The following is a 16069-nucleotide window of genomic DNA, read 5'->3' on the forward strand; positions in this document are numbered from 1 at the left end:
CCGTCACTAGAGTGATCGCCATGAGCAGCGCCGCCACCTCTTCACAGCCCCGCTCCGCGCTCGCCGGGCGCGACCTGACCCTGGATCTCGCCAGAGTCGGCTGCGTTGTCCTCGTCGTCTTCGTGCACATCCTGTTCACGGGCGTCGGCCGAGGCGCCGACGGATCGCTGATCATCGAACGCACCGTGGAATCGCAGTCGTGGTTCACCGCAGCGTCCTGGATCGCCAACATCATGCCCCTGTTCTTCGTCGTGGGCGGCTTCGCTGCTCGCGCGGGCTGGCGATCGGCGGTGGCTCGCGGAGACACGGCCGACTCGTTCGTGCGCGTGCGCCTCGCACGCCTCGCGCGCCCGGCCGTGCCGCTCTTCGCGTTCTTCGCCGTCGCCCTCGGCGTCTGCCGTCTCATCGGTCTCGACCCCGCGTTCGTCGACACGGTCGCGATCGGCGTGGGATCGCCGCTGTGGTTCCTCGCGGCATACATGATCGTGCAGGCCGCTGCGCCGACGATGATGCGCCTGCACGAGAACCACCGAGGCCGGGTGCTGCTCGCGCTGTTCGCCGCGGCACTCGTCGTCGATGCCTTCCGCTTCCTCTTCGTTGGCCACGTGCTCGGGATCGAGCCCGTGCCTCCGACCGGGTACGGCATCGGGCAGGATCTTTTCGGCATCCCGAACATCGCGTTCGTGTGGCTGTTCGCGCAGCAGGTCGGCTTCTTCCTCTTCGACGGCTGGTTCGCGAGGCGAACCTGGCCGCAGCTGCTCGGGCTCGTCGTGGTTGGCTATATGGCACTGTGGGGCTTGGTCTCCCTGGGCGGCTATTCGTGGAGCATGCTCGGCAACCAGTGGCCGCCCACGGCGACCATGGCCGTGCTCGCGGTGGTGCAGGCATCCGCTCTCACCCTGCTGCACCGTCCCCTCGCCGCGATCATGCGCACCCGAGCCGCGCAGGGCGCGGTGTTCGCGATCGGCTCTCGGCTGATGACGATCTACCTGTGGCACCTGCCGGTGATCATGATCCTCATCGGAATAGAGCTGGCTCTGCCCATCCCGATGCCGACACCGGGCGGTGCCGCATGGTGGTGGACGAGGCCGCTCTTCCTCCTGATCGTCCTCGCTGCGGTGTGGGTGCTGTCGCTCTGGCTGGTGCGCTACGAGAGCGCGCCGGCGCCCGGTCTCCGGCGATTCCCTGCCTCCGGCGCGACCACCGTCGCGGTCTTCCTCTTCATCGCACCGGTGATCGCGATCACCGCGTACGGGCTGGACTTCCCACTCGCAGCAGTCGCGCTCGCCTGCACCGTGGCTGCCCTGTGGCTGACCGGATCGAAGAAGGTGTGACCTTCTCGGTCCCATCGGACATTCCCTGATATGGAGAAACGGAGCGACGAGGAGATCTGGCGGCGGATGCTGGACGGCGACGCCCGCGCATTCGGGGTGATCTGGGACCGCCATCGCGATCGGGTGCTCCGCTCACTGATCTCGCTCGGCAGCGTGCAGGCAGATGCCGAGGATCTGTCGGCGATGACCTTCCTCGAGCTGTGGCGCAGGCGCCTCCACGTGCGGTTCGTCGATGCCTCGCTACTTCCCTGGCTGCTCGTCACCGCGCACAATGTGCACCGCAACGCCGCACGTGCAAGACGCCGGTACCACGCGCTGCTCGCACGGCTGCCTATCGCGGCCCACGCGCCGGACCCGGCCGATCTGGTGCCGGACTCGACCCCTCGGGCGCAGGCGGTGCGCGAGGTTCTGAGGGTCGCTCGCCCCGTGGATCGGGCACTGCTGGAGCTCACCGCACTTGACGGGCTGACCGTCCGCGAGGCTTCACAGGCCTTGGGCATCGGGGAGTCGGCGGCGAAGATGCGTCTGTCCAGGCTCAGACGACGCATGTCCGACGCGGCGGAGCCGGCGAGAGTCGCCGACTCCGCGCCGATCCTGGAAGGAGAGATCACGTGAACGTGCAGTTCGACAAGGGACGATCGGATGCGATCCGACAGCTGCTCATCGAGACGGCGACCCCATCACGGCAGCAGCGAACGCAGCCGGGTCTCGTCGTCGGCCTGCTGCTGGTCGGCATCCTCACCGGGGCGGGCGCCTCGACGGCAGCGTTTGCGGCGACGCGCGGCTTCATCACGCCGGTGATCGCCCAGCCGAGCGGACAGCCTCGTCCCGATCTTCCCGACGCGGTGCAGGCCCCGGCTGGCACCATCCCCGGGGCGCCGGTGATCTCACTCATCGGTGCGCCGACGGTGCTCACCGTGACCGCGCCGACCGAGCATCCGATCGAGAAGAGGCCAGAGGGGGTGACTCACGTCCGTGTCACTATCGCCGCGCTGACTCCCGGCTCGGTCAGTTGGGGAACGGATGCGGGCGGCAACAACCCCAGCGCCTCGTTCGCGGCAGGCGACATCGGTCGATCCGGCGACACGAGCTGGTACGACTTCCCCCTGGATGAGACCACAGACACGTTCTTCATCACTCCGACCAACGGTCTGACCGCGACCGTCTCGTTCCAGTACGTCAACATGACACCGACACATCTGCAGCGCAACGCCGCCGGCCAGACCTTCGGCGTGGAGGGCGGACCGGATGGAGTGCCGGATCTGATTCTGGTCAGCGGAACATCGCCGGAGGGTGAACGAGTACAGGGATACGCGCGGTCCGGGGAGCTCGCCGCTTTCAGTCCGGAGCACGAGGAGCAGCCGTCCACTCCCGAGGAAGCGCTCGCCTGGCAGGAAGAGCGGCAGAAGGAGCATCCGCACGGCTGGGACATCCCGGTCTTCGAGAGCGATGGGATCACGCAGATCGGCACGTTCCACATCGGGTGATCGACATCGGGATGCGTGGCCGAGCCGCGCGCTAACGTGTCCACATGGACCGACGACGGCTGGTGCGGTGGGGCACTCCCCTTCTGACACTCGCCGCGGTGTTGTCGGTATCTGGATGCTCCATGAACGCCTGTCCCGCTGTGGGTTACAGTTACGGCGGTCCGGCGGTCGTGGAGTTCGACCCGACGCTGCCTCCCGCTTCGGAGGTCGAGTCCTGCTTCGGCGACGGATGCGAGCCTGCCCCCGTCACCGCTGGTCGCGCGGACGAATGGGAGGTGCTTCAAGAGACGCCCTACATCCCGTCAGACAGCATCCCGGGCGGAGAGATCCGCTCTCTCCGGATCGTCGCCAGCACGGCGACAGGAGTGGTCGTCGATGACACGTTCGAGATTCCGATCCTGATGGAGCCGGAAGGCGTCTTCGGGCAGTGCCCCGGACCGTTCCGCTTCGACACCGTCGTCGTCGAGTGGGACGCCGAGCGCGGATGACACCCCCGGATACGACGAAAGCCCTCGGCGAACCGAGGGCTTTCGTGTGTTGTGTGACCCCAGCGGGATTCGAACCCGCGTTACCGCCGTGAGAGGGCGGCGTACTAGGCCGCTATACGATGGGGCCAGGTCTTGCAGAGCGTTTCCGTTCCGCGACAACTCATAAAGTATGACATGCGTTTTCGCGCCTGACCAAATCGAGGCGGGGCGGACCGGATCTCGGGCGTGGCGCAGCGCAGGGGTTTGCCCCGCGCCGGAATCAGGAGTTGACTCTCTCCATGCGCGTCACGAAATTCGAACATGCCGCTCTCCGCATCGATGAAAGCGGCGACACCCTGCTGATCGACCCTGGGTCGTTCACCTCGCCGATCGACGACCTCAGCGGCCTCGTCGCGGTCGTCATCACGCATGAGCACCCCGACCACTGGACGCCTGAGCATCTCGACCGTATCCTGCGCGCCGCTCCGGGCACGCCGATCTTCGCTCCTTCCGGCGTCGCGCGTGCCGCGGAAGGCTACGAGATCACGGTCGTCGCCCCCGGCGACACCGTGCAGGCCGGCGCCTTCGCCCTGCGCTTCTTCGGGGGTCTCCACGCCGTCATCCACTCTTCGCTCCCCGTGGTCGAGAACGTGGGCGTCCTCGTGAACGACGAGTTCTACTATCCGGGCGACTCCTACACCGTGCCCGCAGGCGTCGAGGTCGGCACGCTCGCCGCACCGCTGGGCGCTCCCTGGCTGAAGGTCGGCGATGCGATGGACTACGTCCTCGAGGTCAAGCCGCAGCGCGCCTTCGGCACGCACGACATGACGCTGTCGATCGCGGGCAAGAACATGCACCGACAGCGCCTGCAATGGGCGACGGAGCAGAACGGCGGCGAGTTCTTCGTGCTCGAGCCGGGCGAATCGCTCGATATCTGAGCGTGGCGGATTCCCCCGTCGGCGAGCATCCGCTCACCGAGCCCGATGTGCGGTCTCTGCTGCGCACCGCGGCGCCTGAGCTCGAACACCTCCCGCTGCGCCTCGTCGCCGAGGGCTGGGACAATGCGATCTGGCGGCTCGGCGCCGATCTGGCCGTACGCATTCCCCGGCGCGCCGTGGCGGCGCCTCTTGTCCGGCACGAGCAGCGCGCTCTGGCGGTCCTCGGGCCCTGGCTCACCGAGCACGGCATCCTCTCCCCCGTGCCGACCGTGCACGGAGCGCCCACGCGGAGCTTCCCCTGGCATTGGTCGGTCGTGCCCTGGATCGCGGGCGAACGCCCGCTCGGCCGGCCTCGAGAGGCGAACGGCGTCTGGGCCCCTGACCTCGCCGTCGCGCTGCATGCCATCCACCGCCCCGCGCCCATCGACGCGCCGCCGAACCCCTTTCGCGGCAACCCGCTCCGCACACGCGACGACGTGATGCAGGAGCGACTCGGGCTGACGCCCGAGATGCGCGCTCTCCGTGAAGCGTGGGATGCCGGGCTCGCCGCTCCCCTCGCGGAAGAGCGCGTGTGGATCCACGGCGACGTGCACCCGGGTAACATCCTGGTGCGCGATACGCGCCTCGCAGCCCTCATCGACTTCGGCGACGTCACGGCAGGCGACCCCGCATACGATCTGGCGGCCCAGTGGCTGCTCTTCGACTCCGCGGGCCGGGCAGCCTTCCGCGGTGCCGCCGGCGACCGCTACGACGACGCCACGTGGACGCGCGCACGCGGCTGGGCTGCGTACCTCACCCTCGTCTTCCTGACACAGAGCGACGATCGTGCGGAGTATCGCGAGATCGGCGTCAGCACGGCAGCGGAACTCGCCCTCTCGACGGCGTGATCCGCACCCTCACCCCACGGTGACGGTCACCGATCCGAGGCGCCGGCCGCGCTGCGAACCCGCAGATCCCTGGCGAGCTGATCGCGCTGCTCGATGACGATGCGCCTCAGCGCGGCGGGAGCATCCGCATGGGTCTCCAGCCAGGCGTCGACGGGCTCGAGCGACTCCGCCGCCGGGAACAGCCCCACGACCAGTCGCTGCGCGAGCTCGATGCTGCGCGTGCGCCAGGCCTCGGCGATCCGCTCGAAGTACTCCTCATCGAAGCCCTCGATCAGATCGCGGCGACCGCCCGCACGGAATCCCGCGATCGAGGCATCGAGGTGATCGTTGCTGAGCGCGATGTCATTCCATGCGGAGTCCCACGCCTCGGCGCGCACCGCCGCGAGCGGTCTCGACGCCGCGGCCCTCCGCGCGGCTGTCCGTCCGCTTCCCGTGTCATCGCGCAGCGCCTCGGCGGAGATGTCCTCCATCGACGCATGCCCCGTCGTCACGAGAGCGGTGAGCAGCTGCCACCGCAGGTCCGGGTCGACCGTCAGGCCGTCAGGGGCCTCACCGTCGAGCATGGCTCTGATCTCGTCATGGCGCGCATCGTCGAACGCGGATGCCGTCGCCACTGCCCGAGCCCACGACAGCTGCGCGTCGCTCCCGGCGGAGGCGGCCTGAAGCGCATTCCAGGCTGTGTCGAGCCATGCACGCTGTGCCGCGCCCTGAGCGTCGGAGACGATGAAATGGCGCAAGGCGAACGCCGCATTGCCCAGAACGTCGACCAGGAGACCGATGTTCGACTCGGCCGGCGCGTGCGCCTGGACGATCTCCAGGAAACGGACGGCGTCGAGCTCCCCGTCGCGGGTCGAGTTCCACAGCGACGACCACACGAGCGCACGCGCCAGCGCGTCGTCGATCGATGAGAGGGACGCTGCGACGGTCTCGAGCGAACCCGCGTCGAGCCGCACCTTCGCGTACGTGAGGTCATCGTCGTTCAGCAGCACGAGGGCGGCCTCTGGCAGCTCCACCTCCGTGCGCTCCCCGGTGATGTCGAGGGCCACCTGCGACTGACGCAGGAGACGCCCATCGCTCCAGTCGTACAGGCCGATGCGCAGCCGATGCGGGCGCGGGTCGCTCTGCACGAGGACCCTGCGGTCTTCGAGCCGCAGGGTCGACATCCCCGACGTCTGCAGCCATGCCTGCGACCAGCCGCTCATATCCCTGCCCGACACCTCGCTGAGCTGCACGAGGAAGTCGTCGAGTGTCGTGTTGCCGAATGCGTTCGCCGCGAAGTATCTGCGCGCCCCCTCGAAGAACGCGTCGTCTCCGACGAAGGCGACCAGCTGCTTCAGCACGGCAGCGCCCTTGGCGTAGGTGATCCCGTCGAAGTTGAGCTTCGCCGCCTCGAGATCGGTGATGTCGGCCACGATCGGGTGCGTGGTCGGGAGCTGATCCTGCTTGTACGCCCAGGCCTTGCGGCTCGCGGCGAACTTCACCCAGGCGTCGCGGAAGCGCGTCGCTGCGGCGGAGGCATGTGCCCCCATGTAGTCGGCGAACGACTCCTTGAGCCACAGGTCGTCCCACCACTTCATGGTGACGAGGTCGCCGAACCACATGTGCGCCATCTCGTGCAGGATCGTGTTCGCACGGGCTGCGCGCTGGGCATCCGTCGCCGCTCCGCGCGAGAGATAGGACTCGGTGAAGGTCACCAGCCCCGGGTTCTCCATGGCGCCGAGGTTGTACTCGGGGACGAAGATCTGGTCGTACTTGCCCCAGGGGTACGGGTACGCGAACGCGTCGGTGAAGAACTCGAGTCCCTGCCGCGTGATCTCGAGGATCTCCTCGGCCTCGAGGTGCTGCGCGAGCGATCGCCTCGCGAAGACGCCCAGCTCGATGCGCTGATCATCGCGTTCCCAGATGCCCTGGATACGCGAGTACGGGCCGGCGGCGACTGCAGTGATGTAGCTCGAGATCGGAAGCGTCGGCGCGAACTCGACCCGTTGCACCCCGACGCCCTCGTCGACCTTCACCGCGGACTGGTTGGAGAGCACCTGCCAGCCGGCCGGAGCGTCGACGGTGAACGTGTACGAGGCCTTCATGTCAGGCTGCTCGAAGCACGCCATGACCCGACGCGAGTCGGCGGGTTCGTACTGCGTGTAGAGGTACGTCTCGTCATCCGCCGGATCGTGGAAGCGGTGCATGCCCTCCCCCGATCGGCTGTACGCGCCGATACCCGTGACGACCACCACATTGGACCGACCCAGGCCTGACAGCGCGATCCGAGCGCCGTCGTAGACGACGGGAACCTCTTCGCCGTTGATGGCGACGCTCTCGACCGACTCCCCGATGAAGTCCAGCCAGGTCTCGGACACGGTCGATTCGAACTCGAGGGTGGTCGTGGTGGGGAACCCGCTGCGAGCACGCTCCGGCGCCCCGGTGAGATCGAGTTCGACGCGGATGCTGCGAACGGTGACCGCCGCGGATCGCGCCGCGGTCTCCTCGCGCGTGAGATTGGCTGTGTCCATGCATCCATCCTGTCACCTCGCTTGTGTTGCCTAGAGCAACATTCAGGCGTAGTGTTGCTAAAAGCAACAGAAGGTGGATCATGAGCACACGCCGCACCGACAGCGAGACCGTCCTCCGATCGCTCCTCGCGATCACACGTCGCGGTCTCGCCGACGCGCGGTTCGGCGACGCGCCTCTGTCGATCACTGATCAGTCGATCGTCATGGCGATCGCGGAACAGCCTGGTATCCGCTCGATCGACATCGCGAGGATGTTCCGCCTCAACCGGTCAACCGTGTCCCGCCAGCTGGGTGCGCTCATCGCACTCGGCATCGTGCGCGAGACCCCGGAGGCGCCCGGCCGCGGGAGGCCCCTCGAGCTCACACCTTCCGGGCGGGACGCATATCGCGGAACTCTGCACGCCCTGCAGGGCGTGATCCAAGACCATCTCGCCGAGTGGACGGATGCCGAGGTCGCCCGGTTTGCCAACGACCTCGACCGCTTCGACCGCGGCGGCGGAGAAGGAACCCGACCCACAAGGTCATCACAGAAGGAAGAGAAATGAAGAACATCACCGTTCTCGGCACCGGCGTCCTCGGATCGCAGATCGCGTTCCAGACCGCCTTCCACGGATTCGACGTCGTCGCGTACGACATCGACCAGGCGGCGCTGGACCGCGCTGCCGAGCGGTTCCAGGGTCTCGCGGCCCGATACGTCGCCGACGGTGTCGCCGGAGCTGCTGACGGCGGCGCGGACACGGCGATCAGCCGCATCCGGCTCACGCACGACCTCGCCGTCGCCGCAGCCGACGCCAACCTGATCATCGAGGCGGTGCCCGAGAACCTCGAGCTCAAACAGGGCATCTACCGCACCCTCGCAGAGGTGGCTCCGGCCAAGACCATCTTCGCGACGAACTCGTCGACGCTCCTCCCCAGTGACATCGTCGATGCCACCGGTCGCCCCGACCGCTTCCTCGCTCTGCACTTCGCGAACGAGATCTGGTCGCACAACACCGCCGAGGTCATGGGGACACCGGCCACGGATCCGGCCGTCTACGCCGAGGTCGTCGAGTTCGCGGCCCAGATCGGAATGGTTCCGATCGAGATCAAGAAGGAGAAGGCGGGTTACCTGCTGAATTCGCTGCTCGTCCCGTTCCTCCAGGCCGGTGCCGAGCTTCTGGTCGATGGCATCGCCGATCCCCCCGCCATCGATGCCACCTGGCGCATCGGCACCGGCGCGCCGAAGGGCCCGTTCGAGATCTACGACATCGTCGGTCTCACGACCGCGTACAACATCTCGCGCATGGGCGACGAGAAGCAGCAGAAGTTCGCCGATCTGCTCAAGGAGCAGTACATCGACAAGGGCAAGCTGGGGGTCGCCACAGGCGAGGGCTTCTACTCCTACCCGCGCGAGAGCTGAGTCGGCTTCTCGCCCCGCAGAGCCGGTCACCGCTTCGCGGTGGCCGGCCCGTGTCACCCCAGCAGCCGTCGGATGGCGGTCTCCGGCGCCACCGTGAGATCCAGCGTCCTGCCGCGCGCGTACTCACGGAACACGCGAGGGTCGATGTAACTCCCCCGCGCGACCGCGGTGGTGTTGCCGAGTGCGGATGCCGCGGCCTGCACCGCCAGTCGCTCGGCGCGCCGTCGGTCCTGTCGTGAATCCAGCGACCCGATGCGAGCGAGGGCATCGGCGGCCAGGATCGTGCCGTGCAGCGTGCGGAAGTCCTTCGCCGAGTACGACGCTCCGGTCAGCTCCTTCAGGTAGGCGTTCACCTCGGCAGGCGTGATGCGGACCCGCCGCCTTCCCTTCCGATATGCGAGCAGCGACGCCCGTGGCGAGCCGACGGCGAAATCGGAGACGGCGTCGGCGAGGACGTCATCGGTCACCTCGATCGATGCCGTCTTCCCGCTCTTCGCGGGGAAGTTCATCGACACGGACGAGCCGTCGACCCGGACGTCTCGTCGCTGCAGGGTCGTCAGACCGCGGCTTCCGTGGCGGACGAGGTAGCGCTCCGAGCCCACGCGCAGCGCCGCATCGTCGAGCAGCCTGAACGCAAGCGCGAGTGCGCGCTCCCTGGTGAGCCCCTCGCCACGCAGCGCCTTCGTCACGCGGCGCCGCGCCGACGGCAGCGCTTCCGCCAGGCGCAGAGCGCGGGAGAACTTCCGGCGATCCCTGCCCGCTCGCCAGAGCGGGTGATACAGATACTGTCGGCGACCGGCGTCGTCCGTGCCGACGGCCTGGATGTGCGCCAGCGGGTCGGCAGCGATCCAGACGTCGGTCCATCGAGGAGGGATCACGAGGTCCTGGATCCGCTCCCGATCCGCTGCGGAGACCGGCGTGCCGTCCGCATCGACATAACGGAAACCGGAACCCGAGCGCACCCGGCGGAAGCCGAGGTCCTCCCCCGGGATCACCCTCACCAGACTCGCCATCAGCTCTCCTCTGCTCGTCGACGACTCTGCCTCATCGGCCTGCAGGGATGGAGGGCGTGGCGCGCCGGAGCACCACCTGCTATGGCTGTGTTCGCGGCGGTGCCGCGAACGTCGCGCGCATGTGATCGCTGGTGAGGAAATCGGCGATGCCGATCATGATGAGACTGAACACGATCTGCTCGGTCACCATCCACACGGGATACAGCCCAGGGATCGCGGCGAGCACGAGAGTGATGACGGGGAAGATCTGCGCGAAGAGCCGGAGCCTCAGGTACGCCCACCGCCAGCCCAGCGATGCGCGCCAGGCGAAGTAGAACAGCGTCGCCGTCATGCCGAGCACGACAACTGTGCGCATCCACACGCTGAACGGCACCGCGTCGCCGCCGACCGCCAGCACGAGGGCGACGACCACAGCGCCCGCGCCGAGCGCCAGTTCGGCGACGAGAAGCCAGATGATCCAGGTGAACGCGCGGACCGTCTTCGGATGCCGTCGTGACGCCTCGTCGATCGCGTAACCTGCCTGACGCCCGCCGGCGATGCGGTCAAGGCGGAGGAACATGGATTCGAGGGGCATGATCGAAGCCTAGGCGGCGGTGCGGCCTCGTCTCTCATCCGAACGATGGAGATGCTCGCTCAGACCTCGACGGCCACGCCGTTGGCTGCGGGAGCGAGCACGCGCTCGAGCACGAAGGCGAGCACGCAGACCAGGACGGCGCCCGCGACCATCGCGCCGATGAACCAGCCGCTGCGCCCCTCGCCCAGCATGACACCTGCCACGAGGGGACCGGTGATCGCACCGCCCTGGAACGCCGCGGAGTTGATCGCGTTGTAGCGCCCGCGAGTGCGGTCGCTCGCGAGGTCGTTGTAGATCGCCGGCACCGTCGGCTGCAGCATGGTCTCGCCGAAGGCGAAAACGCCCATGTAGGCGATGACTCCGACCGCGGCGGCGAGAGTTCCCGGGAGGAGTCCGGCACCGCCGAGCAGAACCCAGGAGGCCGCCCAGATCAGCGCCATGACCTGCATGACCCGGGTGCGCCGCCGCCCGCTGATGAGCTTCAGCACCGCGAACTGCAACAGCACGATCACCGCGGTGTTCACCGCGAACGAGATGCCGACGACCCGGGTGGACACCTCTGCGACCTGGCGCGCGAACGCAGGGAATCCGGCTTCCATCTGGCCATAGCCGATGAACACGGAGAGGAAGGTGAGCGCGGTGATCCAGAGCACCGCGGGCCGGCGCAGGATCTCGCGGTATCCGCCGTGCTCTTCTGCAGTGTCGTCTGCCGCCGGCTGCGTCCGCACGTGCCGGAGCGGTCCCAGCAGCAGGCCGAGGGGCACCAGGCAGGTGATGGCGTCGATCAGGAAGATCGCCGTGAACGTGGCGGGCTCGTCGACGTTCACGAAGAACCCGCCGATGACGCCCCCGACGCCGATGCCGAGGTTGACCAGTGCGAAGTTGATCCCGAAGTACTGCTGGCGCACCTCGCCGTCGACCACTGTGGCGATCAGAGCGTTGAACCCGGGCCATGAGACCCCGAAGTTCACGCCGATCAGCATGACCGCGATCGTCGCCACCAGCGGATGCGTGGCGAAGGCGAGCAGTGCGCATCCCGCGATCATCGCGATCAGCCCGGCGATCAGGACGCGCCTGGCGCCCAGGCGATCGATGAGGGTGCCGCCGGGTCCGGTGACGACGAGCCCCGTGATCGCGATGAGGCTCATGAGAGCGCCGGAGAATCCGAGGTCGAATCCGCGCACCTCATGCAGGTAGATGATCGTGAACGGCAGCGTCATGCCTCGTCCGAGCGTCTGCACCGCCACCGTCGACAGCAGCCAGCGCCCTTCAGAGGGCAGCGCGTTCCAGAAGCTTCTCATCCCGACCACCAGAGCATTCTCCCGGATGCCGCCGACATCGCTCGCTTTCCCCGAGCCCGCTCGTCTGGAATCATCCTCAGTATGGCCACATCATTCGAGGAGTTCTCGAACTTCTTGCTGAACTCCGATCAGCGCAGCGCGATGGGCATCCATCTGACCGACGCCGAGGCGCGCGCCGTCCACGCAGAGCCCGCGACCGCCCAGGCCTGGTACTCGTACTGGCTCTCGACCCAGGCGGCATCCGTTCCCCCTGCCGAGTACGTGGTCGCCCCCGCACCGTACCCGGGCACGGCCGCGATCTCCGGTACCGGCGGGCAGCCCGCCGAGACCGCCGCCTTCGCGACGGCGACCGCGGTGTATCCGGGCTTCGCGGCGGACGCCGCGACGGCAGCCGCTCCGAAGAAGAAGCACACCGTCCTGTGGGTCATCCTGTCCATCGTGCTCGTGCTGGTCCTCGCCGTGATCGGAACCGTGGTCTTCGCCTTCACGACCGCGCGCCATTGGACGGCCATCGACGTGCCGGAGCACCCGGAGACGTTCCACACGGAGGAGTACGACACCGGCCTGTACGACGTCACCATGGACGAGATCAACCCGTGCTGGGTGAACGAGGACTGGACCGACTGCACCAACCTCTATGTGGCTTCGTACAACGCGGCGTGCAGCGGAGTCAGCCTCACCGAGAACGGCTCGGCCGTCTGCACGGACTATGCCGACATGATCGAGCAGATGAAGGCGCAGGACGGAGACGGCTACTACGTCGAGACGCTCGGCGGCTACGGCGGCCTGCATCAGACCGCCGAGCGCGCGACACGCGAGGTCTCGAACGACGACTACACACCGGCGCAGACGCATGAGGCCGTGTGCTACCTCGGCTTCATCGGCGAGTGCGGCACCAGTGCAAGCACGACCTCCGGCTGAGGGATCGAGCTTCTCTCACCGAGACGGCCGCACCGTCACCCGCAGGCTCTTCATGAGCGGCTGGTCGCTCTGCTCGCTGTAGTCGCGGTGGCCGATCAGCACGTTCATCTCGGGCATGTAGCCCGCAGCGCTTCCGCGGGGCAGATCGTAGGTCACCGCGCGGAACGCGCGCAGCGAGCGAGTGGAGCCGTCTTTCGACGTCGACACGATGTCGACCATGTCGCCGTCCGCGATGCCGCGGACCCGCATGTCGTCGGCGTGCATGAAGATGAGCTCGCGGATGTTCTTCACCCCGCGATAGCGGTCGTCGTTGGAGTAGATGGTCGTGTTCCACTGGTCGTGCGAGCGGACCGTCTGGAGGACGAGCGTCTCGGAGTCGGCCGGGATCACATCGGGCAGCGGTGCGTGCGAGAACTCGGCCCGGCCGGACGCGGTGCCGAATTCCCTCTCACGGGCCCCCTGCGGAATCCGGAATCCGTGCGGTTCGCGGACCAGCTCGTTGAATCCCTCGAAGCCGGGGAGCACCCGGGCCATCACATCGCGGATGCGGTCGTAGTCGGCGATGTACGCGTCCCACGGGGTGCGCGTGTCCGGCAGCGTCGCCTTGGCCATGCCCGCGATGATCGCGGGCTCCGAGAGCAGGTGAGCGGATGCCGGTTGCTTGCGCCCGATCGACAGATGGACCATGCTCATCGCATCCTCGACCGTCACGCCCTGCAGCCCGCCAGTCTGCTCATCCCGCTCGGTGCGGCCGAGGCACGGCAGGATCAGCGCCTTCTCGCCGTGCACCAGATGACTGCGGTTCAGTTTCGTGCTCACCTGCACGGTGAGCCGGCAGCGACGCAGACCCTCGGCTGTGAAGGCGGTATCGGGTGCGGCCAGCACGAAGTTCCCGCCCATCCCGACGAACACCTTCACGGATCCGTCGTTCATGGCCCGGATCGTCTTGACGGTGTCGAGCCCCGGATGGCGGGGCGGCTCGATCTCACACACCTCGGCGAGGCGGTCGGTCCAGGCCGGCGGCCGGTGGTCGATGCCGCACGTGCGGTTGCCCTGCACGTTGCTGTGGCCGCGGATCGGCGAGGGCCCCGCTCCCGGGCGGCCGATGTTGCCGCGGAGCAGCAGCAGGTTCACGATCTCACGGACCGTGTCGACGCCGTGCTCGTGCTGGCTCACGCCCAGGCACCAGCTGATGACGGTGCGTTCGGAGGCGAGGTAGATCTCTGCAGCGGCGCGGATCCGGGCCTCGGACAGTCCCGACTGGCGGACGAGGTCGGGCCACTGGGTCGCCTCGACCAGCATCCGGTAGTCGTCGAACCCGTTCGTGTACCGATCGAGGAAAGCGCTGTCGAGAGCACCCGGATCGGTCTGCGCCCTCTCGAACACGACCTTGGCCATGCCGCGGATGAGCGCCAGATCCCCACCAGGGCGCACCTGCAGGTTCATCGTGCCGGTATCCGTGCTCTTGAAGCGAGCCATGTCGACGAACTCATGCGGGACGATCGTGCGGGTGGCCGCGGCCTCGATCAAAGGGTTCACGTGGACGACCTGCGCGCCCCGGCGAACGGCATCCGAAAGCGCTGTCAGCATGCGAGGGGCGTTGGATGCCGCATTCACGCCGAGCACGAACAGTGCGTCGCACTGCTCCCAGTCGTGCAGGTCGACCGTCCCCTTGCCGGTGGCGATAGAGGCGTTCAGCGCGCGCCCCGACGCCTCGTGGCACATGTTGGAGCAGTCGGGGAGGTTGTTCGTCCCGTACTCGCGCACCATCAGCTGATAGAGGAAGGTCGCCTCGTTGCTGAGCCTTCCCGATGTGTAGAAGGCGGCCTCGTCGGGGCTGGCAAGTCCCCGCAGCTCGTCGCCGATCAGAGCGAACGCGTCGTCCCAGGAGATCGGCACGTAGCGATCGGTCTCGGAGTCGTAGGTCATGGGCTCGGTCAGACGGCCCTGATCCTCGAGATCGAAATCCGTCCAGTCCGCGAGCTCGGACACGGTGTGCGCCGAGAAGAACGCCCGGTCGACCCGCTTGCGTGTCATCTCCCACGTGACGTGCTTGACGCCGTTCTCGCAGATGTCGAGCTTGAGGTTGCCGAGGTCGTCGGGCCAGGCGCAGCCGGGGCAGTCGTAGCCCGAGATCGGGTGGTTCATCTTCAGCATCGCGAGCGGACCGGCGACGAGTTCGCGCTCGCGCAGCACCACCCGGCCGACGGATGCCGCAGCACCCCATCCCGCGGCGGGATGGCGGTACGGCTTGCGCGACCAGGGGCGATCGGTTCGCGGCCCGTAGCCGCCCTGACGCGGCTCTGCCGGGAGCAACCCGAACGCCAGTCCCTGCCGCCCCTGTTCCTCAGTGCTCATCGATCATCGCCTCCTCGTCGGCTGCGGACCTCACTGAGCTCCGCGTGATCCTGATCCGCTGTGCGTGTGCGTAGACGTTCATCGTCTGCCCTCGTACGAAACCCGCGAGGGTGAGCCCAGAGCTCTCCGCGAGCTCGACCGCCAACGACGAAGGGGCCGACACCGCGGAGAGCACGGGGATACCCGCCATGACCGCTTTCTGCACGAGCTCGAAGCTCGCCCTGCCGGAGACCTGCAGAACCGTCCCGCCCAGAGGAAGTCGTCCGCTCAGCAGAGCCCAGCCGACGGCCTTGTCGACGGCGTTGTGCCGCCCCACGTCCTCGCGCAGCACGAGCATCTCCCCCGTGCTGCCGTCGAAGAGCGCCGCAGCATGAAGGCCACCGGTCTTCCGGAACGCCTCCTGTCCGGCGCGCAGCCGGTCGGGCAGCGCGGTGATCCAGCGATCGTCGATCTCGAGCGGGTCGCCTGCGACGTCGAAGCGCGAGACCGTCGAGACCGCATCGATACTGGCCTTGCCGCACACGCCGCAGGAGCTGGTCGTGTAGAACCGCCGGGCGTCATCCGCCGTCGGCATCCGCGCTCCCTCGCCGAGGGTCACATCGAGCACGTTGTAGGTGTTCTCATCTCCTCCGCTGCCCGGTCCGCCGCAGTGGATGGCCGAGCGGAACTCGCCTGCGCCGCCGATCATCCCCTCGGAGACGAGAAATCCTGCCGCGAGCTCGACATCGTGGCCCGGCGTGCGCATCGTCACCGCCAGCGGCGCGCCGCCGATCCGGATCTCGAGCGGCTCCTCGACCGCGAGCGTGTCGGCACGCCGATCGGAACTCTGTCCCGCGGCGATGCGGAGTACCGGTCGTCGCGTCGTGATCCTGCCCACGAT

15 protein-coding genes and 1 tRNA gene are annotated in these 16069 nt (G+C 67.8%); 9 read left to right on the plus strand and 7 right to left on the minus strand.

Annotated features, from left to right (window positions below; all coding sequences use genetic code 11):
- Positions 1-20: 20 nt before the first annotated feature.
- The 4 genes from RS84_RS15820 to RS84_RS15835 all read left to right on the plus strand — a co-directional run bounded on the left by RS84_RS15820 (position 21) and on the right by RS84_RS15835 (position 3309).
- Complete coding sequence (locus tag RS84_RS15820; RefSeq protein ID WP_045259250.1) at positions 21-1334, plus strand: acyltransferase family protein; 1314 nt, start codon at positions 21-23, stop codon at positions 1332-1334.
- Between the two features lie 30 nt (positions 1335-1364).
- Positions 1365-1949, plus strand: a complete 585-nt coding sequence (locus tag RS84_RS15825; protein ID WP_045258725.1) for an RNA polymerase sigma factor — start codon at positions 1365-1367, stop codon at positions 1947-1949.
- Positions 1946-2821, plus strand: a complete 876-nt coding sequence (locus RS84_RS15830; RefSeq protein WP_045258726.1) for a hypothetical protein — start codon at positions 1946-1948, stop codon at positions 2819-2821. Before RS84_RS15825 ends, RS84_RS15830 begins: the two co-directional genes overlap by 4 nt.
- Before the next feature lie 122 nt (positions 2822-2943).
- A complete protein-coding gene (locus RS84_RS15835) occupies positions 2944-3309 on the plus strand; it encodes a hypothetical protein (RefSeq protein WP_152641855.1) in 366 nt (121 codons plus the stop codon).
- A 54-nt stretch (positions 3310-3363) separates the two neighbouring features.
- Here the strand turns inward: RS84_RS15835 and RS84_RS15840 are convergent.
- Positions 3364-3436 (minus strand) — tRNA-Glu (locus RS84_RS15840).
- A gap of 151 nt (positions 3437-3587) precedes the next feature.
- On the opposite strand from RS84_RS15840, the gene RS84_RS15845 reads away from it, so the two are divergent.
- Positions 3588-4226: an MBL fold metallo-hydrolase gene (locus tag RS84_RS15845; RefSeq protein WP_045258728.1), complete on the plus strand. Its 639-nt coding sequence runs from the start codon at positions 3588-3590 to the stop codon at positions 4224-4226.
- A 2-nt stretch (positions 4227-4228) separates the two neighbouring features.
- Positions 4229-5113, plus strand: a complete 885-nt coding sequence (locus RS84_RS15850; protein WP_045258729.1) for an aminoglycoside phosphotransferase family protein — start codon at positions 4229-4231, stop codon at positions 5111-5113.
- Between the two features lie 26 nt (positions 5114-5139).
- On the opposite strand, the gene pepN is transcribed toward RS84_RS15850, so the two are convergent.
- Positions 5140-7623, minus strand: a complete 2484-nt coding sequence (pepN, locus tag RS84_RS15855; RefSeq protein WP_045258730.1) for an aminopeptidase N — start codon at positions 7621-7623, stop codon at positions 5140-5142.
- 80 nt (positions 7624-7703) lie between these two features.
- Between pepN and RS84_RS15860 the strand changes: the two genes are divergently transcribed.
- Entirely contained in the window at positions 7704-8168 is a 465-nt protein-coding gene (locus tag RS84_RS15860; RefSeq protein ID WP_045258731.1) for a MarR family winged helix-turn-helix transcriptional regulator, read from the plus strand.
- Positions 8165-9022: a 3-hydroxyacyl-CoA dehydrogenase gene (locus tag RS84_RS15865; protein WP_045258732.1), complete on the plus strand. Its 858-nt coding sequence runs from the start codon at positions 8165-8167 to the stop codon at positions 9020-9022. Before RS84_RS15860 ends, RS84_RS15865 begins: the two co-directional genes overlap by 4 nt.
- A gap of 53 nt (positions 9023-9075) precedes the next feature.
- Here RS84_RS15865 and RS84_RS15870 read toward each other — a convergent pair whose 3' ends face one another.
- The 3 genes from RS84_RS15870 to RS84_RS15880 form a co-directional block, all read right to left on the minus strand.
- Positions 9076-10035: a DNA topoisomerase IB gene (locus RS84_RS15870; protein WP_045258733.1), complete on the minus strand. Its 960-nt coding sequence runs from the start codon at positions 10033-10035 to the stop codon at positions 9076-9078.
- Between the two features lie 79 nt (positions 10036-10114).
- Positions 10115-10609, minus strand: a complete 495-nt coding sequence (locus tag RS84_RS15875) for a hypothetical protein (protein ID WP_045258734.1) — start codon at positions 10607-10609, stop codon at positions 10115-10117.
- 59 nt (positions 10610-10668) lie between these two features.
- Entirely contained in the window at positions 10669-11910 is a 1242-nt protein-coding gene (locus RS84_RS15880; RefSeq protein WP_045258735.1) for an MFS transporter, read from the minus strand.
- A gap of 81 nt (positions 11911-11991) precedes the next feature.
- On the opposite strand from RS84_RS15880, the gene RS84_RS15885 reads away from it, so the two are divergent.
- Positions 11992-12831 carry a hypothetical protein gene (locus RS84_RS15885; protein WP_045258736.1) on the plus strand — a complete coding sequence of 280 codons (840 nt, stop codon included), beginning with the start codon at positions 11992-11994 and terminating at the stop codon, positions 12829-12831.
- Between the two features lie 15 nt (positions 12832-12846).
- Here RS84_RS15885 and RS84_RS15890 read toward each other — a convergent pair whose 3' ends face one another.
- Together RS84_RS15890 and fdhD are read right to left on the minus strand one after the other, a co-directional pair.
- The gene (locus RS84_RS15890) at positions 12847-15189 is read right to left on the minus strand and encodes an FdhF/YdeP family oxidoreductase (RefSeq protein WP_045258737.1); all 2343 of its coding nucleotides are present in this window, start codon (positions 15187-15189) and stop codon (positions 12847-12849) included.
- Positions 15179-16066 (minus strand): formate dehydrogenase accessory sulfurtransferase FdhD, encoded by an 888-nt coding sequence (gene fdhD, locus RS84_RS15895; RefSeq protein ID WP_045259251.1) that lies wholly within the window; start codon positions 16064-16066, stop codon positions 15179-15181. Before fdhD ends, RS84_RS15890 begins: the two co-directional genes overlap by 11 nt.
- Positions 16067-16069 lie beyond the last annotated feature (3 nt).

It is taken from the genome of Microbacterium hydrocarbonoxydans, assembly GCF_000956475.1.
GTDB lineage: Bacteria > Actinomycetota > Actinomycetes > Actinomycetales > Microbacteriaceae > Microbacterium > Microbacterium hydrocarbonoxydans_A.

What these genes read in the sequence shown, in the direction of transcription:
- RS84_RS15875 (WP_045258734.1), bottom strand. Translation starts at nt 10,609, where the DNA reads ATGCCCCTCGAATCCATGTTCCTCCGCCTTGACCGCATCGCCGGCGGG.
- RS84_RS15845 (WP_045258728.1), top strand. Translation starts at nt 3,588, where the DNA reads ATGCGCGTCACGAAATTCGAACATGCCGCTCTCCGCATCGATGAAAGC.
- RS84_RS15825 (WP_045258725.1), top strand. Translation starts at nt 1,365, where the DNA reads ATGGAGAAACGGAGCGACGAGGAGATCTGGCGGCGGATGCTGGACGGC.
- RS84_RS15870 (WP_045258733.1), bottom strand. Translation starts at nt 10,035, where the DNA reads ATGGCGAGTCTGGTGAGGGTGATCCCGGGGGAGGACCTCGGCTTCCGC.
- RS84_RS15860 (WP_045258731.1), top strand. Translation starts at nt 7,704, where the DNA reads ATGAGCACACGCCGCACCGACAGCGAGACCGTCCTCCGATCGCTCCTC.
- pepN (WP_045258730.1), bottom strand. Translation starts at nt 7,623, where the DNA reads ATGGACACAGCCAATCTCACGCGCGAGGAGACCGCGGCGCGATCCGCG.
- RS84_RS15885 (WP_045258736.1), top strand. Translation starts at nt 11,992, where the DNA reads ATGGCCACATCATTCGAGGAGTTCTCGAACTTCTTGCTGAACTCCGAT.
- RS84_RS15820 (WP_045259250.1), top strand. Translation starts at nt 21, where the DNA reads ATGAGCAGCGCCGCCACCTCTTCACAGCCCCGCTCCGCGCTCGCCGGG.
- RS84_RS15835 (WP_152641855.1), top strand. Translation starts at nt 2,944, where the DNA reads ATGAACGCCTGTCCCGCTGTGGGTTACAGTTACGGCGGTCCGGCGGTC.
- RS84_RS15865 (WP_045258732.1), top strand. Translation starts at nt 8,165, where the DNA reads ATGAAGAACATCACCGTTCTCGGCACCGGCGTCCTCGGATCGCAGATC.
- RS84_RS15880 (WP_045258735.1), bottom strand. Translation starts at nt 11,910, where the DNA reads ATGAGAAGCTTCTGGAACGCGCTGCCCTCTGAAGGGCGCTGGCTGCTG.
- RS84_RS15890 (WP_045258737.1), bottom strand. Translation starts at nt 15,189, where the DNA reads ATGAGCACTGAGGAACAGGGGCGGCAGGGACTGGCGTTCGGGTTGCTC.